This window comes from uncultured Jannaschia sp. (assembly GCF_947494025.1).
Classification (GTDB): domain Bacteria; phylum Pseudomonadota; class Alphaproteobacteria; order Rhodobacterales; family Rhodobacteraceae; genus Jannaschia.
Window position 1 is genome coordinate 45,612 of record NZ_CANLTQ010000015.1, and the last position, 15,354, is coordinate 60,965.

A 15,354-nucleotide genomic window follows, 5' to 3' on the forward strand; every position below is an offset into this window, starting at 1 on the left:
TCCAGCCGTCAGGTCCGGTCCCCGTACATGACCGGGTGAAGCGTGACGGCGACCGGCGCGCCCGGTTCGACCGGGGCGCTGCCGCGGGCAAGAAGCCAGCCATCGGCGCGTTCGAGATGGACGACAATTCGCGAACCCGGTCCGGCACCGCCCGCGGGCAGCGCGAACTCGACCGCTTTCGCGCGGCCGTCGCTGTCGAGGCGGAGGTCCTGCGACGGGCCGGACCCCGTCTCCAGCTCGACCGCGATCATGCCCTTCGGGATGGTCGTGCCGTCCGCCAGGACGACGGTGCCGCGGATCTCCGCGGGCTGGGCGAGCGACGGGCCGGCGGTCAGCGTCGCGGCGAGGAGGGTCAGCATCGTGCGGCGGCACAAGTCCATTCCGGATCCTCCCGGTGGTGCGGGCGGCGCCGGTCTCCGGCGCCGCCCGCGTTTCGCTCAGACGAGGTAGAAGTCCCCGGCCGACAGCTCCAGCCCCGTGCCGAGGCGCGCGAAGGCCACGGCCGCGTCGTCCCCGGACCCGTCGGCGTCGTAGAGCAGCGCGCCGTCGTTCCTGTCGTAGAGGATGCGGTCGTCCGCGTCCCGCGCCCGGCCGGCATTGTTGGCCCGGAACGCCCCGAAGGAGAGCGCCCCCTCGCTGCCGGCATCCGCGAAGATCAGCGTGTCGAGCAGGAACATGTCGTCCGCCACGTCGAAATCCACGATCGTATCGACATTGTCCATTCCGAGCGCCGTGGAGAAGCGGAACGTGTCCTCGCCCCGGCCCCCGTTCAGCGTGTCGGAGCCGAGCCCGCCGTCGAGCAGGTCGCTGCCGCGTCCGCCGCGCAGCACGTCCGCGCCGGCCTCGCCGGGCTGCGGCGGTGCGGGCGGGAAGTCCACGGAGACGTGGAGCTCGTAGGTCGAGCCTTCGGGCACCGCCGGGGTCCAGCCCGAGGGCTCGTCGGACTCGCCGGTCCAGCTTCCCTCGACGATGTAGTAGGTCCCGGTTTCCTCGACGACGTGGATCAGGCTCGAATCGCGGTTCGTGGCCGATCCCGGATCGCCGCCGCCATCGTCGTTCTCCGCCACGATCTCCCCGGACGCGTCGAGCAGCCGCAGATAGCTGTCGTGCACGTTGGGATCGGCGATGCCGTCGATGTCGAGGGTCAGGATCGTGCCCGCGGCGAGGTCGATGCTGTAGTAGCCCGCCTCCCCGTTGCCGGTCGCGTTCACCGTGGTGTGCAGCACCTCCGTCGAGTCGAAGATCTCCGGATCCGCGTCGAGCGAGAAGTTGTCCGACAAGTCGAAGGCCGAGGCGATGGCGTTGTTCGCGGCGTCCGCCCCGAGCGTCGTCTCTCCCGAGCCCATGCCCGGACGCGCCACGGCGTCGTCCGCGTCGTTGAAATCGCCCATCAGCATGTCGTCGCCGCCACGCCCCGCGATCCGGTCGCCGCCGCCCTGACCCACGAGCGTGTTGGCTGCGCCGTCGCCCAGGATGCGGTCGTCCGCGCCCGACCCGGCGAGATCCTCGATCGAGACGAACGTGTCGCCCATCGAGCCGCCGCGCCCGAGATTGAGGCGCACCCCGGTCTCGGCGTCGGAATAGTCGGCCATGTCGCGACCCGCGCCGCCGTCGAGCACGTCGCGCCCGGCGCCGCCGGTGAGCGTGTCGTCGCCCGAGCGTCCGCGCAGCGTGTTGACGCCGCCGTCGCCGATCAGCCGGTCGTCGTGGAACGAGCCGGCCGCGTTCTCGAAGCCCGCGAGGATGTCGCTGCGATAGAGGGTGCCCTGGCCGACGATCTGCACCGGGCCGTCGGCGTCGCCGCCGCTGGCCGTGCCGGCGGCGAGGTCCACCGTGACGGCGGCGCCGCTGCCGCGGTAATCCACCATGTCGATGCCGTCGCCGCCGTCCAGGTAGTCCTGGCCGCCGCCGCCGATGATCGTGTCGTTGCCGCCCTCGCCGTAGAGGATGTCGCCGTCGGCCCCGCCGTCGAGCACGTCGTCGCCGTCGCGCCCGTTGAAGTAATCGCCGCCGCCCTGGCCCCAGAAGCGGTTGGCGTCGGAGGTGCCGATGAAGCGGTCGATGCGGTCGTCGGAGCCGATCAGGTTCTCGATGCTGTGGAACGTGTCGCCCGAGCCCGTGCCGCCGCTGGCGGTGTTGGTTTCGAGGTTCACGAGAAGCTGGAACGGGCTTTCCTGACTGTAATCCACCACGTCGACCCCCGCGCCGCCGCGGAACACGTCGATGCCGGCCTGCCCGATCAGCACGTCGTCGCCCGCGCCGCCGTCGAGGAGGTCGTTGCCCTGGCCGCCGTAGATCGTGTCGTTGCCGCGCCCGCCATAAAGCGAGTCCGGGCCGTCGTCGCTCTCGGTCTGGTCCTCCAGATCCGCGACGTCGATGGTGTTGTTGACGTCGCGGCTGGCGAGCGAGTCGGTGCCGCCCACGATGAGGTCGGCGCCGCCGCGCCCGAAGATCGTGTTGCTGCCCGCGCCGCCGTTCAGTTCCTCGCCGGTGCGGTCGCCGATCATGATGCTGCTCAGGGCCACGTCGCCGACGCTCGGCCGGACGTCCCCGTCGCTCGGCGCGGGTGGCGTGGAGGCGTCGGCATAGAGCACGGTCTCGACATGGGCGAAGTCGCGGACCTCGAGATCCCGCGACAGGAGGATCACGGTGTCGTCGCCCCCCTCCGCGCGCTCGCGCACCACGTCGTCGTCGGAATCGACGAAATAGACGTCGTTGCCGCCATTGCCGGCCATGCGGTCGGCGCCGCCGCGCCCGTCGAGGACGTTGTCGCCGGCATTGCCGATCAGCACGTCGTCATGCGCGCTGCCGATGCCGGTCTCGATCCGATAGCCGGACCGGTCGGCGTTGTGGCCGTCGAAGACCGACACGTTGTTCTCGTGGCCGTTGACGCTGGAGAAGCGGCCGGGACGCAGGTCGAGGATCGTGCCGTGGGTGGAGCCCGAGAAGTTGATCGCGTCGTCGCCGCCGGTGTCGTGGATCACGAAGCCGATGTCGCGCTGCGGCCCGGACGTGTCGAGGTCGTAGCCGTATTCGGTGCTCGCGAAGCCGTAGACGTTGTCGCCGGTCATCAGCTCCACGGTCTCGTAGGTCCGGGTGCCGTCCTCGTCCACGGTGGAGAAGAAGCGCCGCAGGATGGCCTCGATATCGGCCATGAGCGGGGTCACCGCCGACCAGCGCGTCTCGCCGCCCACGTCGATGCCGTCGAAATAGGACATCATGCTGTATTGCTGGCGGTCGAAGGTCCAGGTCGCGTTGTTGAGGTAGTTGATCTGGATGCCGCCGGGGCCGCTGTAATTGTAGAGGCCGGGATGGTTCAGCCCGAATTCGTGGCCGTACTCATGGACGTAGGAGTCGAACACGTAGCCGCCGGGCTCGGTGAGGTCGGGCTCGGTGTCGTGGAAGCGCTGGCCGATGCTGACATAGCGGTTGCTGGAAAAGGCGCTGCCGTCGCTGCGCTCGCCCAGCTCGGGGCTGACCACCTCGATCCAGTCGGTCTCTTCGCTGAAGGGGGCGTCGTCGACGACCTCGAACTCGAGCGGCGTGACCTTGGCCCACATCTCCAGCGCGCCGATGGCGGCCTCCTGGTAGTCGGGATGGTCGTTCAGCTCGGTCACGTTGATCCGGAGGGGCTCGGCGGCGATCTCGGGCGTCAGATCGCGGTTCAGCGCGCCGAGGTAGTCGAGAAAGGCCTCGTAGTCCTCGCTCTTGTTGTAGGGGTTGTCGGGGGTCTGGTCGTTGACCCACCAGGCATTCGCGTTCTGTCCCTGATCCGGCATGTTATGCCTCCCTCGCTGGCGGCCTTCGCGGCCGCATTGTTTGTGCGGCGCCTGTTTCCCCGCCGCTGCCGATAATCTTTACGCACCGTTAACTTTAGCGACACTGCGTTCGATTCCCGCGCTTGTCCATCCCGCATCGGACGGGACATGCCTTTGCGGAAACATCGCAAGTGACTGTGCACGCTGCGGTTGTCCGCGCCCTCGCCCTGAGACGAGAAGGCGCTTTGGCATGTCGTGCGAACCAGGCGCGCGGCATCGCGGCGGAACGCCGTCGTCCCCGTCCAGGCCCGTCTAGGCCGCCTGCCGGTTGAAGCGGATCGAGGCCGCGAGGGAGATCGCGATGATCGCCGCCCCGAGAAGGCCGGTCACGACCTCGGGGACATGCACGTGGCTTTGCGCGAACATCACGAGCGACAGGGCGAGGATCGAATAGAAGGCCCCGTGCTCGAGGAAGCGGAACTGGTTCAGGGTCCGGCGCTCGACCAGCATGATGGTCATGGAGCGGACATACATCGCGCCGATCCCGAGCCCGATCGCGATCAGGAACAGGTTCTGCGTCAGGGCGAAGGCGCCGATCACGCCGTCGAAGGAGAAGCTCGCATCGAGTACCTCGAGGTAGAGGAACGCGCCCGCGCCCCCTTGCGCGGCGGCGCGCGTCGCGCCCTTCGCTTCGAGCACGCGGTTCAGCGTCTCGACCGCGAGAAAGACGAGCGCGCCGAGCAGGGCCGCGGCGAAGAAGGTCGTCCGCTCGTGCGCGGGCAGCAGGCCGCCAAAGACCAGGACGGTCACGAGGACCAATCCGTAGGCCAGGCCGGGCACGACGGACATGCTGCGGAACCGGGTCTCGATCCGGTGGATCCAGTCCACGTCCTTGTCCGCGTCGATGAAGAAGGCGAGCGAGACGAGCATCAGGAAGGTGCCGCCGAAGGCCGCGATGGACAGGTGGCTTTCGGCCATGATGCGCGCGTAGTCCTGCGGCTCCGTCGCCGCGAGGCGCACCGCCTCCACGGGTCCGATCCGCGCGGCCACGGCGACCACGGCGAGCGGGAACACGATGCGCATGCCGAACACCGCGATCAGGATGCCCCAGGTCAGGAACCGCCGCTGCCAGACCGGCGACATGGTCTTGAGCTTGTTGGCGTTGACGATGGCGTTGTCGAAGGAGAGCGAAATCTCGAGCACGGCCAGCACCGCGCCCACGAGCAGGAACGACAGCGCCCCCCCGAGATCGCCCTCGTAGCGCCAGCCCAGCCAGAACGTCCCCGCGAGCCCGAGGGCGGTGACGGCGAACGCCCAGCGGAAATAGATCATCGCGGTTCCCATGCGCCCCCTTCTTTCCCCGTCCGGGGAAAGGCGCAAGGCGTTCGCTCGGCCCGGCGGCGGCGGGGCCGCCCGTCCGGCGATGCGCCGCCCGCGCGGCCGGGTGAGGCCGGGCGACGTGGCGGGGGCGCCCCGCGCCGCACCTTGCGCACGGGGCGTCGCCGCGCTATCTGACCAGACAGATAGTCAGTTTCCCCGGCGGGGAACGAAGCGGCAGGAGGCGCCCATGTGGTCGTTGCAGGATGCCAAGGCGCGGTTCAGCGCGGTCGTGGACGCCGCCCTCGCCGGCACGCCGCAGGAGGTGACGCGCCGCGGCCGCCCGGCCGTCGTCGTGGTCGCCGCCGAGCAATGGCGCGCGACCGAGGCCGCCTCCCGCGCCGCCGGGCTGCGCGCGCATCTGGCCGCCCTGCCCGACCGCCCAGGCACGGGCGACCCCTTCCCCCGCGCCCCGGTCGAGCCGCGCGACGCCGACCTCTAGGTGTATCTCCTCGACACCGACGTGCTGTCGCTCCTGCGCCGTCCCGACCGCAATCCGGCGGTCGCGCGCTGGCTGGACGGCGTGGCCGACCGCGACCTCTGGCTCAGCGCGGTCACGATCGGCGAGATCGCCCGCGGCATCGCCCTGCAACGCCCCCGCGACGCGGACTTCGCCGCCGAACTCGAGGCGTGGTTCGCGGTGCTGCGCCGCGACTACGCGAGCCGCGTCCTGCCCTTCGGCCCGGCCGAGGCGGCGCTCTGGGGCGAACTCTCCGCCCGGCTGGGTCACGCCTCGGCCGATCTGATGATCGCCGCCACGGCAATGGCCCGCGGCCTCACCGTCGTCACCCGCAACCTGCGCCATTACGAACCGACCGGCGCGGCCGTGCTCGACCCCGGCGCCTGAGCCGCCGGGCTCGCCCGGCGGCATGCCGGGCGGCCCCCCGCCCTTCCGCAGCGAAACCGGTTGCGCGAATCCGCGGCCTCTGGCAACACTCACGGAAATACGCGGGCAAACGCGACAAACCGTGATCACGCCGCACTATCGGCAAGACGCATGGCGGCGGAGAGGCAGATGAACGTGACGTTCCAACAGGACGACCTGAACGCGGTCATCCGGCAGCATTCCGAATGGCTCGCCGCGCAACTGCATGTCCAGCGCGAGAACCTGTTCCCCCCCGACGCCACCAAGGCGATGCGCCGCTTCACCTCGGGCGAGGCCGCGGCGCTTCTCGGCGTCAACGACAGCTATCTTCGCAAGCTCCATCTGGAAGGCAAGGGTCCCTCCCCCGAGACCACGGCGGGCAACCGCCGGCTCTACTCGGTCGCCGACATCCAGGCGCTCCGCGTGCTTCTGGAAAAGACCGCGCGGCGCCCCGGCGATTACCTTCCGGGCCGCCGCGCGGGCGATCATCTCCAGATCATCGCGGTGATGAATTTCAAGGGCGGCTCGGGCAAGACCACCTCCTCGGCGCATCTCGCGCAGCGGCTCGCGCTGACCGGCTACCGCGTCCTCGGCATCGACCTCGACCCGCAGGCCTCCTTCACCGCGCTCCACGGGGTGCAGCCGGAATTCGACCTCCACGACGGCGGCACGCTCTACGACGCGATCCGCTACGAGGATCCGCTGCCGATCCGCGACGTGATCCGGCCGACCTATATCCCGAATCTCGATCTCGTGCCCGGCAATCTCGACCTGATGGATTTCGAGCACGACACCCCCCGGGCGCTCGCCCGCAACGAGGCCGGGCTGTTCTTCTTCCGCGTGCGCGAGGCGCTCGGGCAGGTCGATGCCGATTACGACGTGGTGGTGATCGACTGCCCGCCGCAGCTCGGATTCCTCACCATGTCCGCCCTCTCGGCCGCGACCGGCGTGCTGGTGACGATCCACCCGGAGATGCTCGACGTCATGTCGATGTCGCAATTCCTGCGCATGACCGCCGACCTTATGGACGTCATCGCCGAAAGCGGGGCGGACATGTCGCATGACTGGATCCGCTACCTGCTCACCCGGTACGAGCCCACGGACGCGCCGCAGAACCGCATCGTGGCCTTTCTGCGCACCATGTACGCCGACAAGGTTCTCAACGCGACGATGCTGAAATCCACCGCCATCTCGGATGCCGGCCTCACCAAGCAGACGCTCTACGAGGTCGAGCGCAGCGCCTTCACCCGGTCCACCTACGACCGCGCGATGGAAAGCCTGAACGCCGTCAACGACGAGATCGCGCAGCTCATCCAGCGGACCTGGGGCCGCGCGCCGGAGCCGAGGAAGGGGACATGACGCAAGGCAAGAAGCGCCGCATGTCCATGCTCGACGGCCTCGCCGCCGCGGGCGCCCCCCTGCCCGCCCCCGACGCCACCGCGCCGGGCACGATGGCGGCCTCGAACCGGGCGCTGCGCTCGGCGCGCGACGCCGTGGACGGCCACCGCGTCTGGGATCTCGACCCCGCCGCGATCGACGACGACCGCATCGCCGACCGGCTGGAACCGGAGGACGTGGCCGACCTGCGCGACGCGATCGAGGCCAACGGCCAGGTCGTGCCGATTCTCGTGCGCCGGCATCCGGGCGCGACCGACCGCTACCTGCTGGTCTACGGCCGCCGCCGGCTCGAGGCGATTCGCTCGTCGGAGAAGGTCGACAAGGTCCGCGCGCTGGTGGCCAATCTCGACGACCGCGCCGCAGTGCAGGCGCAGGTCTCCGAGAACATGGCCCGGCGCGATCTGTCCTTCATCGAGAAGGCCCTGTTCGCGCGGGAACTCGTCCGCTCCGGCTTCGGCACGCAGACCGAGGTGGCGGAGGTGCTGACCGTCGCCAAGTCGGCGATCTCGATGGCGCTGACGATCCTCGAGATGGTCGGCACCGAGCTCGCGCAGGCCATCGGCCCCGCCCACGGCGTCGGCCGCCCCCGTTGGGAGGCGCTCGGCCGTGCATTGGCCGAGACCGGCGCCGACCGGGCCGGTCTCGTCCGTCTGGCCGAGGAGGTCCAGACCGAGGCCGCCGTGGCCCCGGCCCTGTCGGGCCCGGTGGCCGACGCCCCCGACCCGTCCGTGGCCGCCTTCGACGCCGTGTTCCGCGCCGTCACGAAACCCGTCCGCCGCCCTGCGCGGCAGTCGAAGAAACAGCACAAGAGATTGATTATAGAGGGAAAGCGGGCAGCGACGCTTGCTCGCTCCTCGACCGCCCTGCGTCTTGACCTCGAACCCGGCCCGTTCGCCGACTGGATCGAAGCCGGGGCGCAGGATATCCTGTCCGACCTTCACGCCCGCTGGTCGCGGCGCGACGAAGACTGAACCCCGAAACCGACCAAGGAGGCACGCCAGAGCCGAAACGAAAACGGGCCCCGCAAAGCCGAAGCTCCACGAGACCCACCTTGTCTTTCGCACTTTCAAGGTAGCCATCCCGTGACCTTTCCGCAAGTCTTTCGGGATTCGCGGCCCGCGAATGTTTTGTCTTCGTGACATGTTCATATGGGATACACCCCCCTCGCCCCGTTCCGCGGGCCCGTCGACGACGCGACCCTGCGCCACCGCTCCGACCCCCGACCCGCGCCTGCGGGCATCGACAAATGGGCCGTCCTGCACGAGCTCCGCGCCGCCCGGACCCGGCTCGGATTGTCCGACCGGACGCTCACCGTTCTCCAAGCGCTCCTGACCTTCCACAAGGGCGACCGTCTGGGCGAAAGCCCCGCGGGCCACGTCGTCCACGCGTCCAACGCCGCCATCGGCGAACGTCTGAACGGCATGCCCGAATCCACGCTCCGCCGCCACGTCGCCACCCTGGTCAAGGCCGGCCTCGTGGCGCGGCGCGACAGCCCGAACGGCAAGCGCTATGTCCGCCGCTACGCCGACAGCGCCGACGCCTACGGTCTCGACCTCGCCCCCCTGTCCCGTCGGTTCGACGAGATCTGCCGCGAAGCCCAGCTCGCCCGGGCCGAAACGGACGCGACCCGCCGGATGCGCCACGACGCGAGCCTGATGCTCCGCGACCTCCTCGCGTTCATCACCCACGGCCGGACCGTCGCCCCTGCCCTCCTGCTCTGGAATGACGTGCACGACGCCGCTCTTCTCATGGCCAGGGAACTTCGTCGGAAGCTCTCCGCGGATGTCCTGCGCGACCGGATCACGACGCTCGAGACAACACTCGGGGCGTGTCGAACGGCGCTGGATTCGGACGAAGTGAGCGTCAGTGACGACCGGAATGAGCGGCACATTCAGGAATCAGAAAGAAAGAATTTTGAAGAAAGCCGGAAGGTGATCACTCGCGGTGTTTTTGCGGGAAACGAAGTCGAGCTTTCGGCGGGAGATGAGATATCGGTCGATCAGGAGCCGAGGCGCGAAGCGGCTACGGTCGAGAAGGTGCTCGTGACGTGTCGCGAGATCCAGAGCTATGCGGCGCAGCCCATACGGACATGGGACGACCTGATCGGGTTGGCGGAGCAGATACGGCCTATGGTGGGCATCGGGAGCCGGGTCTGGCAGGAGGCGACGCGAACTGTCGGGCGGGCGAATGCCGCGGGGGTTCTCGCTTCGATGATGGAACGGTTGGCGACCATAAGGTCACCGGGAGCCTATTTCCGGGTGATGGTGAGGAAGTTGGCGGCTGGATCGGGGCGAGACGTGGCCGGTTCACAGGTGTGAACTTTCGGAAGGTTCACACCTGTGAACAGGGGGCGGTGCAGCCGTTCGGCAGGGGTTTGTCAACTGTTCCGTGTCGACCCTTCTATTCGAGGTCGATGCCCGCGCTTTTGGCGGTGTTGCGGATATGGACCCTCATCGCCCGGGCCGCCGCGGACGCGTCGCCGGCGCGGAGGGCGGCGAGGATGGCACGGTGTTCGTCGATGGAGCCGCGCATGCGATCACGGGCGGTGTTGGGGATCGGTTGCCGCTGGCTTTCGGTGAGGACGGTCTCCACCGAACGATAGAAATGCCGCAGCATGGGATTGGGACAGCTTTCCGCGATGGTGCGGTGAAAGGCGAGATCGGCTTCGACATGGGTGACGAGGTCGCCGGCGTCCCAGCTTTGCTCGAATTGCCGCACCGCGTCCTCGAGCCGGGCATGGGTGGCCGTATCCGAGGCACCCGCCGCATGACGCGCGAGTTCGCTCTCGAGAAAGAGGCGAGCCGCGAAGACGTCGGCAAGGTCGTAGGCGGCGTCGAAGCGCCAGATGCCGGGCGCAGGCGGCACGGATGCCGGGTCGGAAACGAAGGTGCCGCGCGAGGGCAGGGTGTGGACCAGCCCTAGGGTTTCCAGCGTGAGCAACGCCTCGCGGAGCATGGGACGGGACAGCCCGAGGCGTTCGGACAGGACGCGCTGCGACGGGATGCGGCTTCCGGGGGCAAGCTCGCCCGAGCGGATCATGTCCTGCAGCTTGCGGGTCGCGGCCCGCGCGACGGGCGTCTTTTCGAGCATCGTGCCGGATGTCCTCGTATCTCGTTCCGATCGGCCGCCGCATCCGTCCGGACGCAGGGAATGCTTGCATTGCGGGGCCGGACATGCCTCCATGACGGTCAGACCGGTCTGACCGGTCGTAACGATAAACGGACAACAGGGAAATCGGAAATGCGTATCACGACCATCCGGGCGGGCCTCGCGGGTCTCGCCTTCGCCTCCGCCGCCGCGTTCGGCGCGCAGGCGCAGGAGGCGCTGAACGTCGGCGCGAATATCGGCAACGTCCCGTGGGAGTTCCAGGACGCGAGCGGAGCCTATGCGGGCTTCGAGGTGGACCTCGTCGCGGAGGTCGCCGACCGGCTGGGCCGCGACTACGAGATCGTCAACATCCCGTTCAACGGCCTGTTCTCGGCGGTGCAGTCCGGACGGATCGACCTCGCGATCTCCTCCATCACGATCACGGCGGAACGGCTCGAATCCGTCACCTTCGCGCAGCCCTATTACGACAGCGACCAGTCGCTGACGGTCGCGGCGGGCGGGCCGGCCTCGCTCGACGAGATGGCCGACAAGGTGGTGGGCGTCGATACCGGCTCGACCGGCGACATGTGGGCGACGGAGCATCAGGCGGAACACGGCTTCGGCGACATCCGCCGCTACGAGGGGCTGGCCCCGGCGATGCTGGATCTGGAGGCGGGGCGGATCGACGGCTACATCTCCGACATTCCCGCGCTTCTCTACTACACCAAGGACAAGCCCCAGCTGAAGGTCGTCGAGCGCATCGAGACCGGCGAGAAGTATTCGATGATGTTCGCGCTCGACGCGCCGCTCGCGACGGAAGTGAACGACGTGCTGACCGAGCTGAAGGAGGAAGGCGTGCTGGCCGATCTGCACGAGACATGGTTCGGCGCCGCGCCCGACGAGGGCACCTCGACGGTGACCGTCATGTCGATGCCGACGCTGCAGTGATCCGGCGCCGGGCCGGCCTTCGCGTCGGCCCGGACCGGGAGGTCGCATGGACGTCTTCGACACATTCCTGAATCTCGACGTGATGGCGCGGGCCTGGCCACTCCTGCTCCAGGGGCTGTGGGTCACGCTGCAGCTGGGCGCGGCGAGCATCGTCGCCGGCCTCGTCCTCGGGCTCGCGCTGGCGATGGGGCGCCTTTACGGGCCCGCGCCGGTGCGGGCGCTCGCGCGGGTCTATATCGACGTGTTCCGGTCGATCCCGCTCCTCGTGCTCCTGATCGTGATCTACTACGCGCTGCCCTTCGTGGGGCTGAGCCTGTCGCCCTTCGCCTCGGCGATGAGCGCGCTGACCATGGTGTCCGGGGCCTACAGCGCGGAGATCTTCCGCGCCGGGATCGAAGCGATTCCGAAAGGCCAGTTCGAGGCCTCGGCCGCGCTCGGGCTCACGCATCGCCAGACCATGTCCGACGTGATCCTGCCGCAGGCGATCAAGATCGTGATCCCGCCGCTTACCAACAATTCGATCAACGTCGTCAAGGACACGGCGCTGGCCTCCGTGGTGGCGATGCCGGATCTGCTGAAGCAGGCGACGCAGGCGCAGGCCCTGGCCGCGAACCCGACGCCGCTGATCGGGGCGGCGTTGATCTATGTCGCGGTGCTCTGGCCGCTGGTCGCGCTCGTGTCCCGGATGGAGCGGCGCATGGGCGGCGGGGCAGGGGCGCGATGAGCGGCTTCGTCTCGATCCGGGCCTTGCGGAAATCCTACGGGGCGTTCGAGGCGCTGCGCGGCATCGACCTCGATGTGGCGAAGGGCGAGGTCGTCTGCGTGATCGGGCCGTCGGGCTCCGGCAAGTCGACGCTGATCCGCTGCATCAACCGGCTGGAGCCCTTCGACGCGGGTGGCGAGATCCGGGTGGACGGCACGCCCGTCGTGCCGGGCCGGGCGCTCGCGAAGGTGCGCGCCGAGGTGGGCATGGTGTTCCAGTCCTTCAACCTGTTCCCGCATCTGACGGTGCGGCGCAACGTCATGCTGGCGCCGCGCCGGGTGCGGGGCGCCTCCGCGGCGGAGGCGGGGGCGCTGGCCGACCGCCTGCTGGCCCGCGTGGGCATCGCCGAGCAGGCCGCGAAGTATCCCGGGCAGCTTTCGGGCGGGCAGCAGCAGCGCGTGGCCATCGCCCGGGCGCTGGCGATGGAGCCGCAGGTGATGCTCTTCGACGAGCCGACCTCCGCGCTCGACCCCGAGATGGTGGGCGAGGTGCTCGACGTGATGCGCGACCTCGCCCGGACCGGGGTGACGATGATCGTGGTCACGCACGAGATGGGCTTCGCCCGGCAGGTGGCCGACCGGGTAATCTTCATGGACGGGGGGCGCGTCGTCGAGCAAGGCCCGCCCGAGGCCGTGCTCGGCGCACCCGAACATCCCCGCACGCGCGACTTTCTCGGCGCCGTGCTGAACCACTGACGCTTCCACGCAAGGACAGACGATGACCGACCAGACCCCGCCCCGGGCCCCGCTCGACCTCGACCACGTGCACGGCCAGTTTCCGGGCCTGCGCGACGATTGGGTGTTCTTCGACAATGCCGGGGGGTCGCAGACGGTCCGCGGCGCCATCGAGCGGATCACCGAGTTCCTGACGCATCGCAACGTCCAGATCGGCGGCAGCTACGCGGTGAGCCAGGCCGCGGCCGAGGGGCTCGCCATCGGGCGCGAGGCGGTGCGCGTGATGGTGGGGGCGGAGCGTCCCGAGGAGATCGTGTTCGGCGCGTCGACCACGGTGCTGATGCAGACGCTGGCCTGGGCGATGCGCCGCCAGCTTTCGCCCGGCGACGAGATCGTGGTCACGATCGCCGACCACGAGAGCAATATCGGGCCCTGGACGCGGCTCGAGGAGTTCGGGATCGTGGTCAGGTTCTGGCCGCTGCATCGCGAGAGCTGGGGCCTCCGGCTGGAGGATCTGGAGCCGCTGATGGGGCCGCGCACGAAGCTCGTCTGCGTGACGCATGTGTCGAACATCCTGGGCCGGGTGAACCCGGTGGCCGAGATCGCGGAGTTCGTCCACGCGCGGGGGGCGCGGATCTGCGTGGACGCGGTGGCCTACGCGCCGCACCGGCTGGTGGACGTGCGGGCCTGGGACGTGGATTACTACGTGTTCTCCCTCTACAAGTCCTATGGGCCGCACGTGGCGGCGATGTACGGCAAGTACGACCTCCTGCGGGAGCTCGACGGGCTTTACCATTACTTCTACGGCAAGGAGAAAGTGCCGGGGAAGCTGGAGCCGGGGAACCCGAACTACGAGCTGGCCTATTCGGCGGACGGGATCGCGGCGTATCTCGACGAACTCGGCGCGCGCCACGGCGGGGCAGGGGACCGGCGGGCGCGGATCGCGGCGGCCTGGGGCGCCATCGCCGCGCACGAGGACCGGTTGACGGGGCGGCTTCTGGGCTGGCTCGGCGGGCGGCGCGACGCGCGGGTGATCGGGGACACGGCGGTCGACGGAGGGCGGGTGCCGACCGTCGCGTTCCGGTTCGACGGGCTCGACTCGGGGGCGGTCGCGCGGGCGATGGACGATCACGGGATCGCCATCCGGTTCGGCGATTTCCATTCGCGCCGCCTGATCGAGCATCTGGGCGAGGACGGCGGGAACGGCGTCCTGCGCGTGTCGATGGTGCATTACAACACGGAAGCGCAGGTGGACCGGCTCTGCGAGGCGCTGGACCGGATCGTGGCGGCGGCCTGAGGGGAGCCGCGGCCGCGCGCCGGTCGCGCTCGACGAGCCCCGAGGACATGCTGTCCTTCTCGTAGAGGCTTGCGCGCCCGCTTCCGGCGAACGTCTCGAAGACCGCGCCTGAGGGGATCCCCCCGAGCGCGTCGTGCCCGGAGCGGGGCGCGTCGGGGAACATGATGCGGACGATAGCCGCGCCGTCCTCGCCGTCCGCCCGGTTCCGTATCGCGTCATGGTCCGTCGTCGTCCCGGTCATGGCCTGCGACCTCCTCGCGCGCTGCGTCCGGCGAAGAACCGAGCCGTCGCCTTTCGCCGCGATCCGGACAACAACACGGTCGAGCTCCCGGAAGGCGGAGACGACGGACCGGTCCGAGGCGGGGGGGTCTTGCCGGCCGGCGCGGGCGCGGCAATACTCGCCGAACCTTTTCCTAACGGGATGAGCCCGTCATGCGATCGTTCCTTCTGCCTCTGACGGCTTGCGCCTGTCTCGTCGTCCTGCCCGCGGCGGCCGGGGAGCTGGCGGCCGGCCCGACCATGTCGTCGAAGTCGGCCCCCGCCGCCTCCGCGGCGACGGATTATGCGCCGGGGGCCCGGGCCTGTCTCGCGGAAGCCGTGTATTTCGAGACCAAGGGCACGTCGCTCCGGGCCGGGCAGGCGGTCGCGTATGTGATCCTGAACCGTCGCGCGCACGAGGAGTTTCCACCGAAGGTGTGCGACGTGGTCGCCGACGGTTGCCAGTTCTCCTACCAGTGCGACGGACAGCCCGAGCGGATGGCCGACCCTGCGGAACGCGAACGGGCCTTCCGCGCGGCCGAGTCGGTTCTGGAGGGCCGGATCGACGACCCGACGGAGGGTGCGCTTTTCTTCCACGCGGAAAAAGCGGTTGCCGTCGATTGGTTCGAGACGCGGGACCGGACCGTGGAGATCGGCGGCAACGTCTTCTACCGTTAGAGGCGGGGCGCCTTTTTGGGATGGGTCGGCGACAGCTTGCGGGCGGGTCGTGGAGCTCGCACGCTGCGGCGTCCTTTGGAACTGGCGATTCCGAGACCCGTTCGCCTCTGCATGAGTGAGGGGCGGGGGCGGCACACGGAAATCCAGAGGATCAGCTCACGGCCCTGGTGCCCCCGTCGGTTCCACGAAATGTTTGCCACGATCGCGCGTCCTGTTCCGGTACAAACTTGCGCGGGAGGTTCGGTCTGTGG

General features: G+C 69.3%; 14 protein-coding genes. 10 read left to right on the forward strand and 4 right to left on the reverse strand.

Annotation, left to right across the window (positions count from 1 at the left end; genetic code table 11):
- Positions 1–8 precede the first annotated feature (8 nt).
- From Q1B08_RS14825 to Q1B08_RS14835, 3 genes are all read right to left on the reverse strand, one after another.
- On the reverse strand, positions 9–380 hold the full coding sequence (locus Q1B08_RS14825; protein WP_299820444.1) for a hypothetical protein: 372 nt from the start codon (positions 378–380) through the stop codon (positions 9–11).
- Positions 381–437: 57 nt separating this feature from the next.
- Positions 438–3,779 carry a M10 family metallopeptidase C-terminal domain-containing protein gene (locus Q1B08_RS14830; RefSeq protein ID WP_299820447.1) on the reverse strand — a complete coding sequence of 1,114 codons (3,342 nt, stop codon included), beginning with the start codon at positions 3,777–3,779 and terminating at the stop codon, positions 438–440.
- 291 nt (positions 3,780–4,070) lie between these two features.
- Positions 4,071–5,102, reverse strand: a complete 1,032-nt coding sequence (locus Q1B08_RS14835; protein WP_299820450.1) for a DUF475 domain-containing protein — start codon at positions 5,100–5,102, stop codon at positions 4,071–4,073.
- A gap of 223 nt (positions 5,103–5,325) precedes the next feature.
- On the opposite strand from Q1B08_RS14835, the gene Q1B08_RS14840 reads away from it, so the two are divergent.
- The 5 genes from Q1B08_RS14840 to repC all read left to right on the forward strand — a co-directional run bounded on the left by Q1B08_RS14840 (position 5,326) and on the right by repC (position 9,716).
- Positions 5,326–5,577 (forward strand): type II toxin-antitoxin system Phd/YefM family antitoxin, encoded by a 252-nt coding sequence (locus Q1B08_RS14840; protein WP_299820453.1) that lies wholly within the window; start codon positions 5,326–5,328, stop codon positions 5,575–5,577.
- A complete protein-coding gene (locus Q1B08_RS14845) occupies positions 5,578–5,982 on the forward strand; it encodes a type II toxin-antitoxin system VapC family toxin (RefSeq protein ID WP_299820456.1) in 405 nt (134 codons plus the stop codon).
- Positions 5,983–6,150: 168 nt separating this feature from the next.
- The gene (gene repA / locus Q1B08_RS14850; protein WP_299820458.1) at positions 6,151–7,359 is read left to right on the forward strand and encodes a plasmid partitioning protein RepA; all 1,209 of its coding nucleotides are present in this window, start codon (positions 6,151–6,153) and stop codon (positions 7,357–7,359) included.
- A complete protein-coding gene (gene repB, locus Q1B08_RS14855) occupies positions 7,356–8,369 on the forward strand; it encodes a plasmid partitioning protein RepB (RefSeq protein ID WP_299820461.1) in 1,014 nt (337 codons plus the stop codon). Before repA ends, repB begins: the two co-directional genes overlap by 4 nt.
- 177 nt (positions 8,370–8,546) lie before the next feature.
- Entirely contained in the window at positions 8,547–9,716 is a 1,170-nt protein-coding gene (gene repC / locus Q1B08_RS14860; protein ID WP_299820464.1) for a plasmid replication protein RepC, read from the forward strand.
- Positions 9,717–9,798: 82 nt separating this feature from the next.
- Here repC and Q1B08_RS14865 read toward each other — a convergent pair whose 3' ends face one another.
- The gene (locus Q1B08_RS14865; RefSeq protein ID WP_299820467.1) at positions 9,799–10,488 is read right to left on the reverse strand and encodes a FadR/GntR family transcriptional regulator; all 690 of its coding nucleotides are present in this window, start codon (positions 10,486–10,488) and stop codon (positions 9,799–9,801) included.
- 150 nt (positions 10,489–10,638) lie between these two features.
- On the opposite strand from Q1B08_RS14865, the gene Q1B08_RS14870 reads away from it, so the two are divergent.
- The 5 genes from Q1B08_RS14870 to Q1B08_RS14890 all read left to right on the forward strand — a co-directional run bounded on the left by Q1B08_RS14870 (position 10,639) and on the right by Q1B08_RS14890 (position 15,103).
- Positions 10,639–11,433 (forward strand): ABC transporter substrate-binding protein, encoded by a 795-nt coding sequence (locus tag Q1B08_RS14870; protein ID WP_299820470.1) that lies wholly within the window; start codon positions 10,639–10,641, stop codon positions 11,431–11,433.
- 46 nt (positions 11,434–11,479) lie between these two features.
- A complete protein-coding gene (locus tag Q1B08_RS14875) occupies positions 11,480–12,157 on the forward strand; it encodes an amino acid ABC transporter permease (protein WP_299820473.1) in 678 nt (225 codons plus the stop codon).
- The gene (locus tag Q1B08_RS14880; protein ID WP_299820476.1) at positions 12,154–12,891 is read left to right on the forward strand and encodes an amino acid ABC transporter ATP-binding protein; all 738 of its coding nucleotides are present in this window, start codon (positions 12,154–12,156) and stop codon (positions 12,889–12,891) included. Before Q1B08_RS14875 ends, Q1B08_RS14880 begins: the two co-directional genes overlap by 4 nt.
- A 22-nt stretch (positions 12,892–12,913) precedes the next feature.
- Positions 12,914–14,167 carry a cysteine desulfurase-like protein gene (locus tag Q1B08_RS14885; RefSeq protein WP_299820479.1) on the forward strand — a complete coding sequence of 418 codons (1,254 nt, stop codon included), beginning with the start codon at positions 12,914–12,916 and terminating at the stop codon, positions 14,165–14,167.
- A 432-nt stretch (positions 14,168–14,599) separates the two neighbouring features.
- Positions 14,600–15,103 (forward strand): cell wall hydrolase, encoded by a 504-nt coding sequence (locus Q1B08_RS14890; RefSeq protein ID WP_299820482.1) that lies wholly within the window; start codon positions 14,600–14,602, stop codon positions 15,101–15,103.
- Positions 15,104–15,354 lie beyond the last annotated feature (251 nt).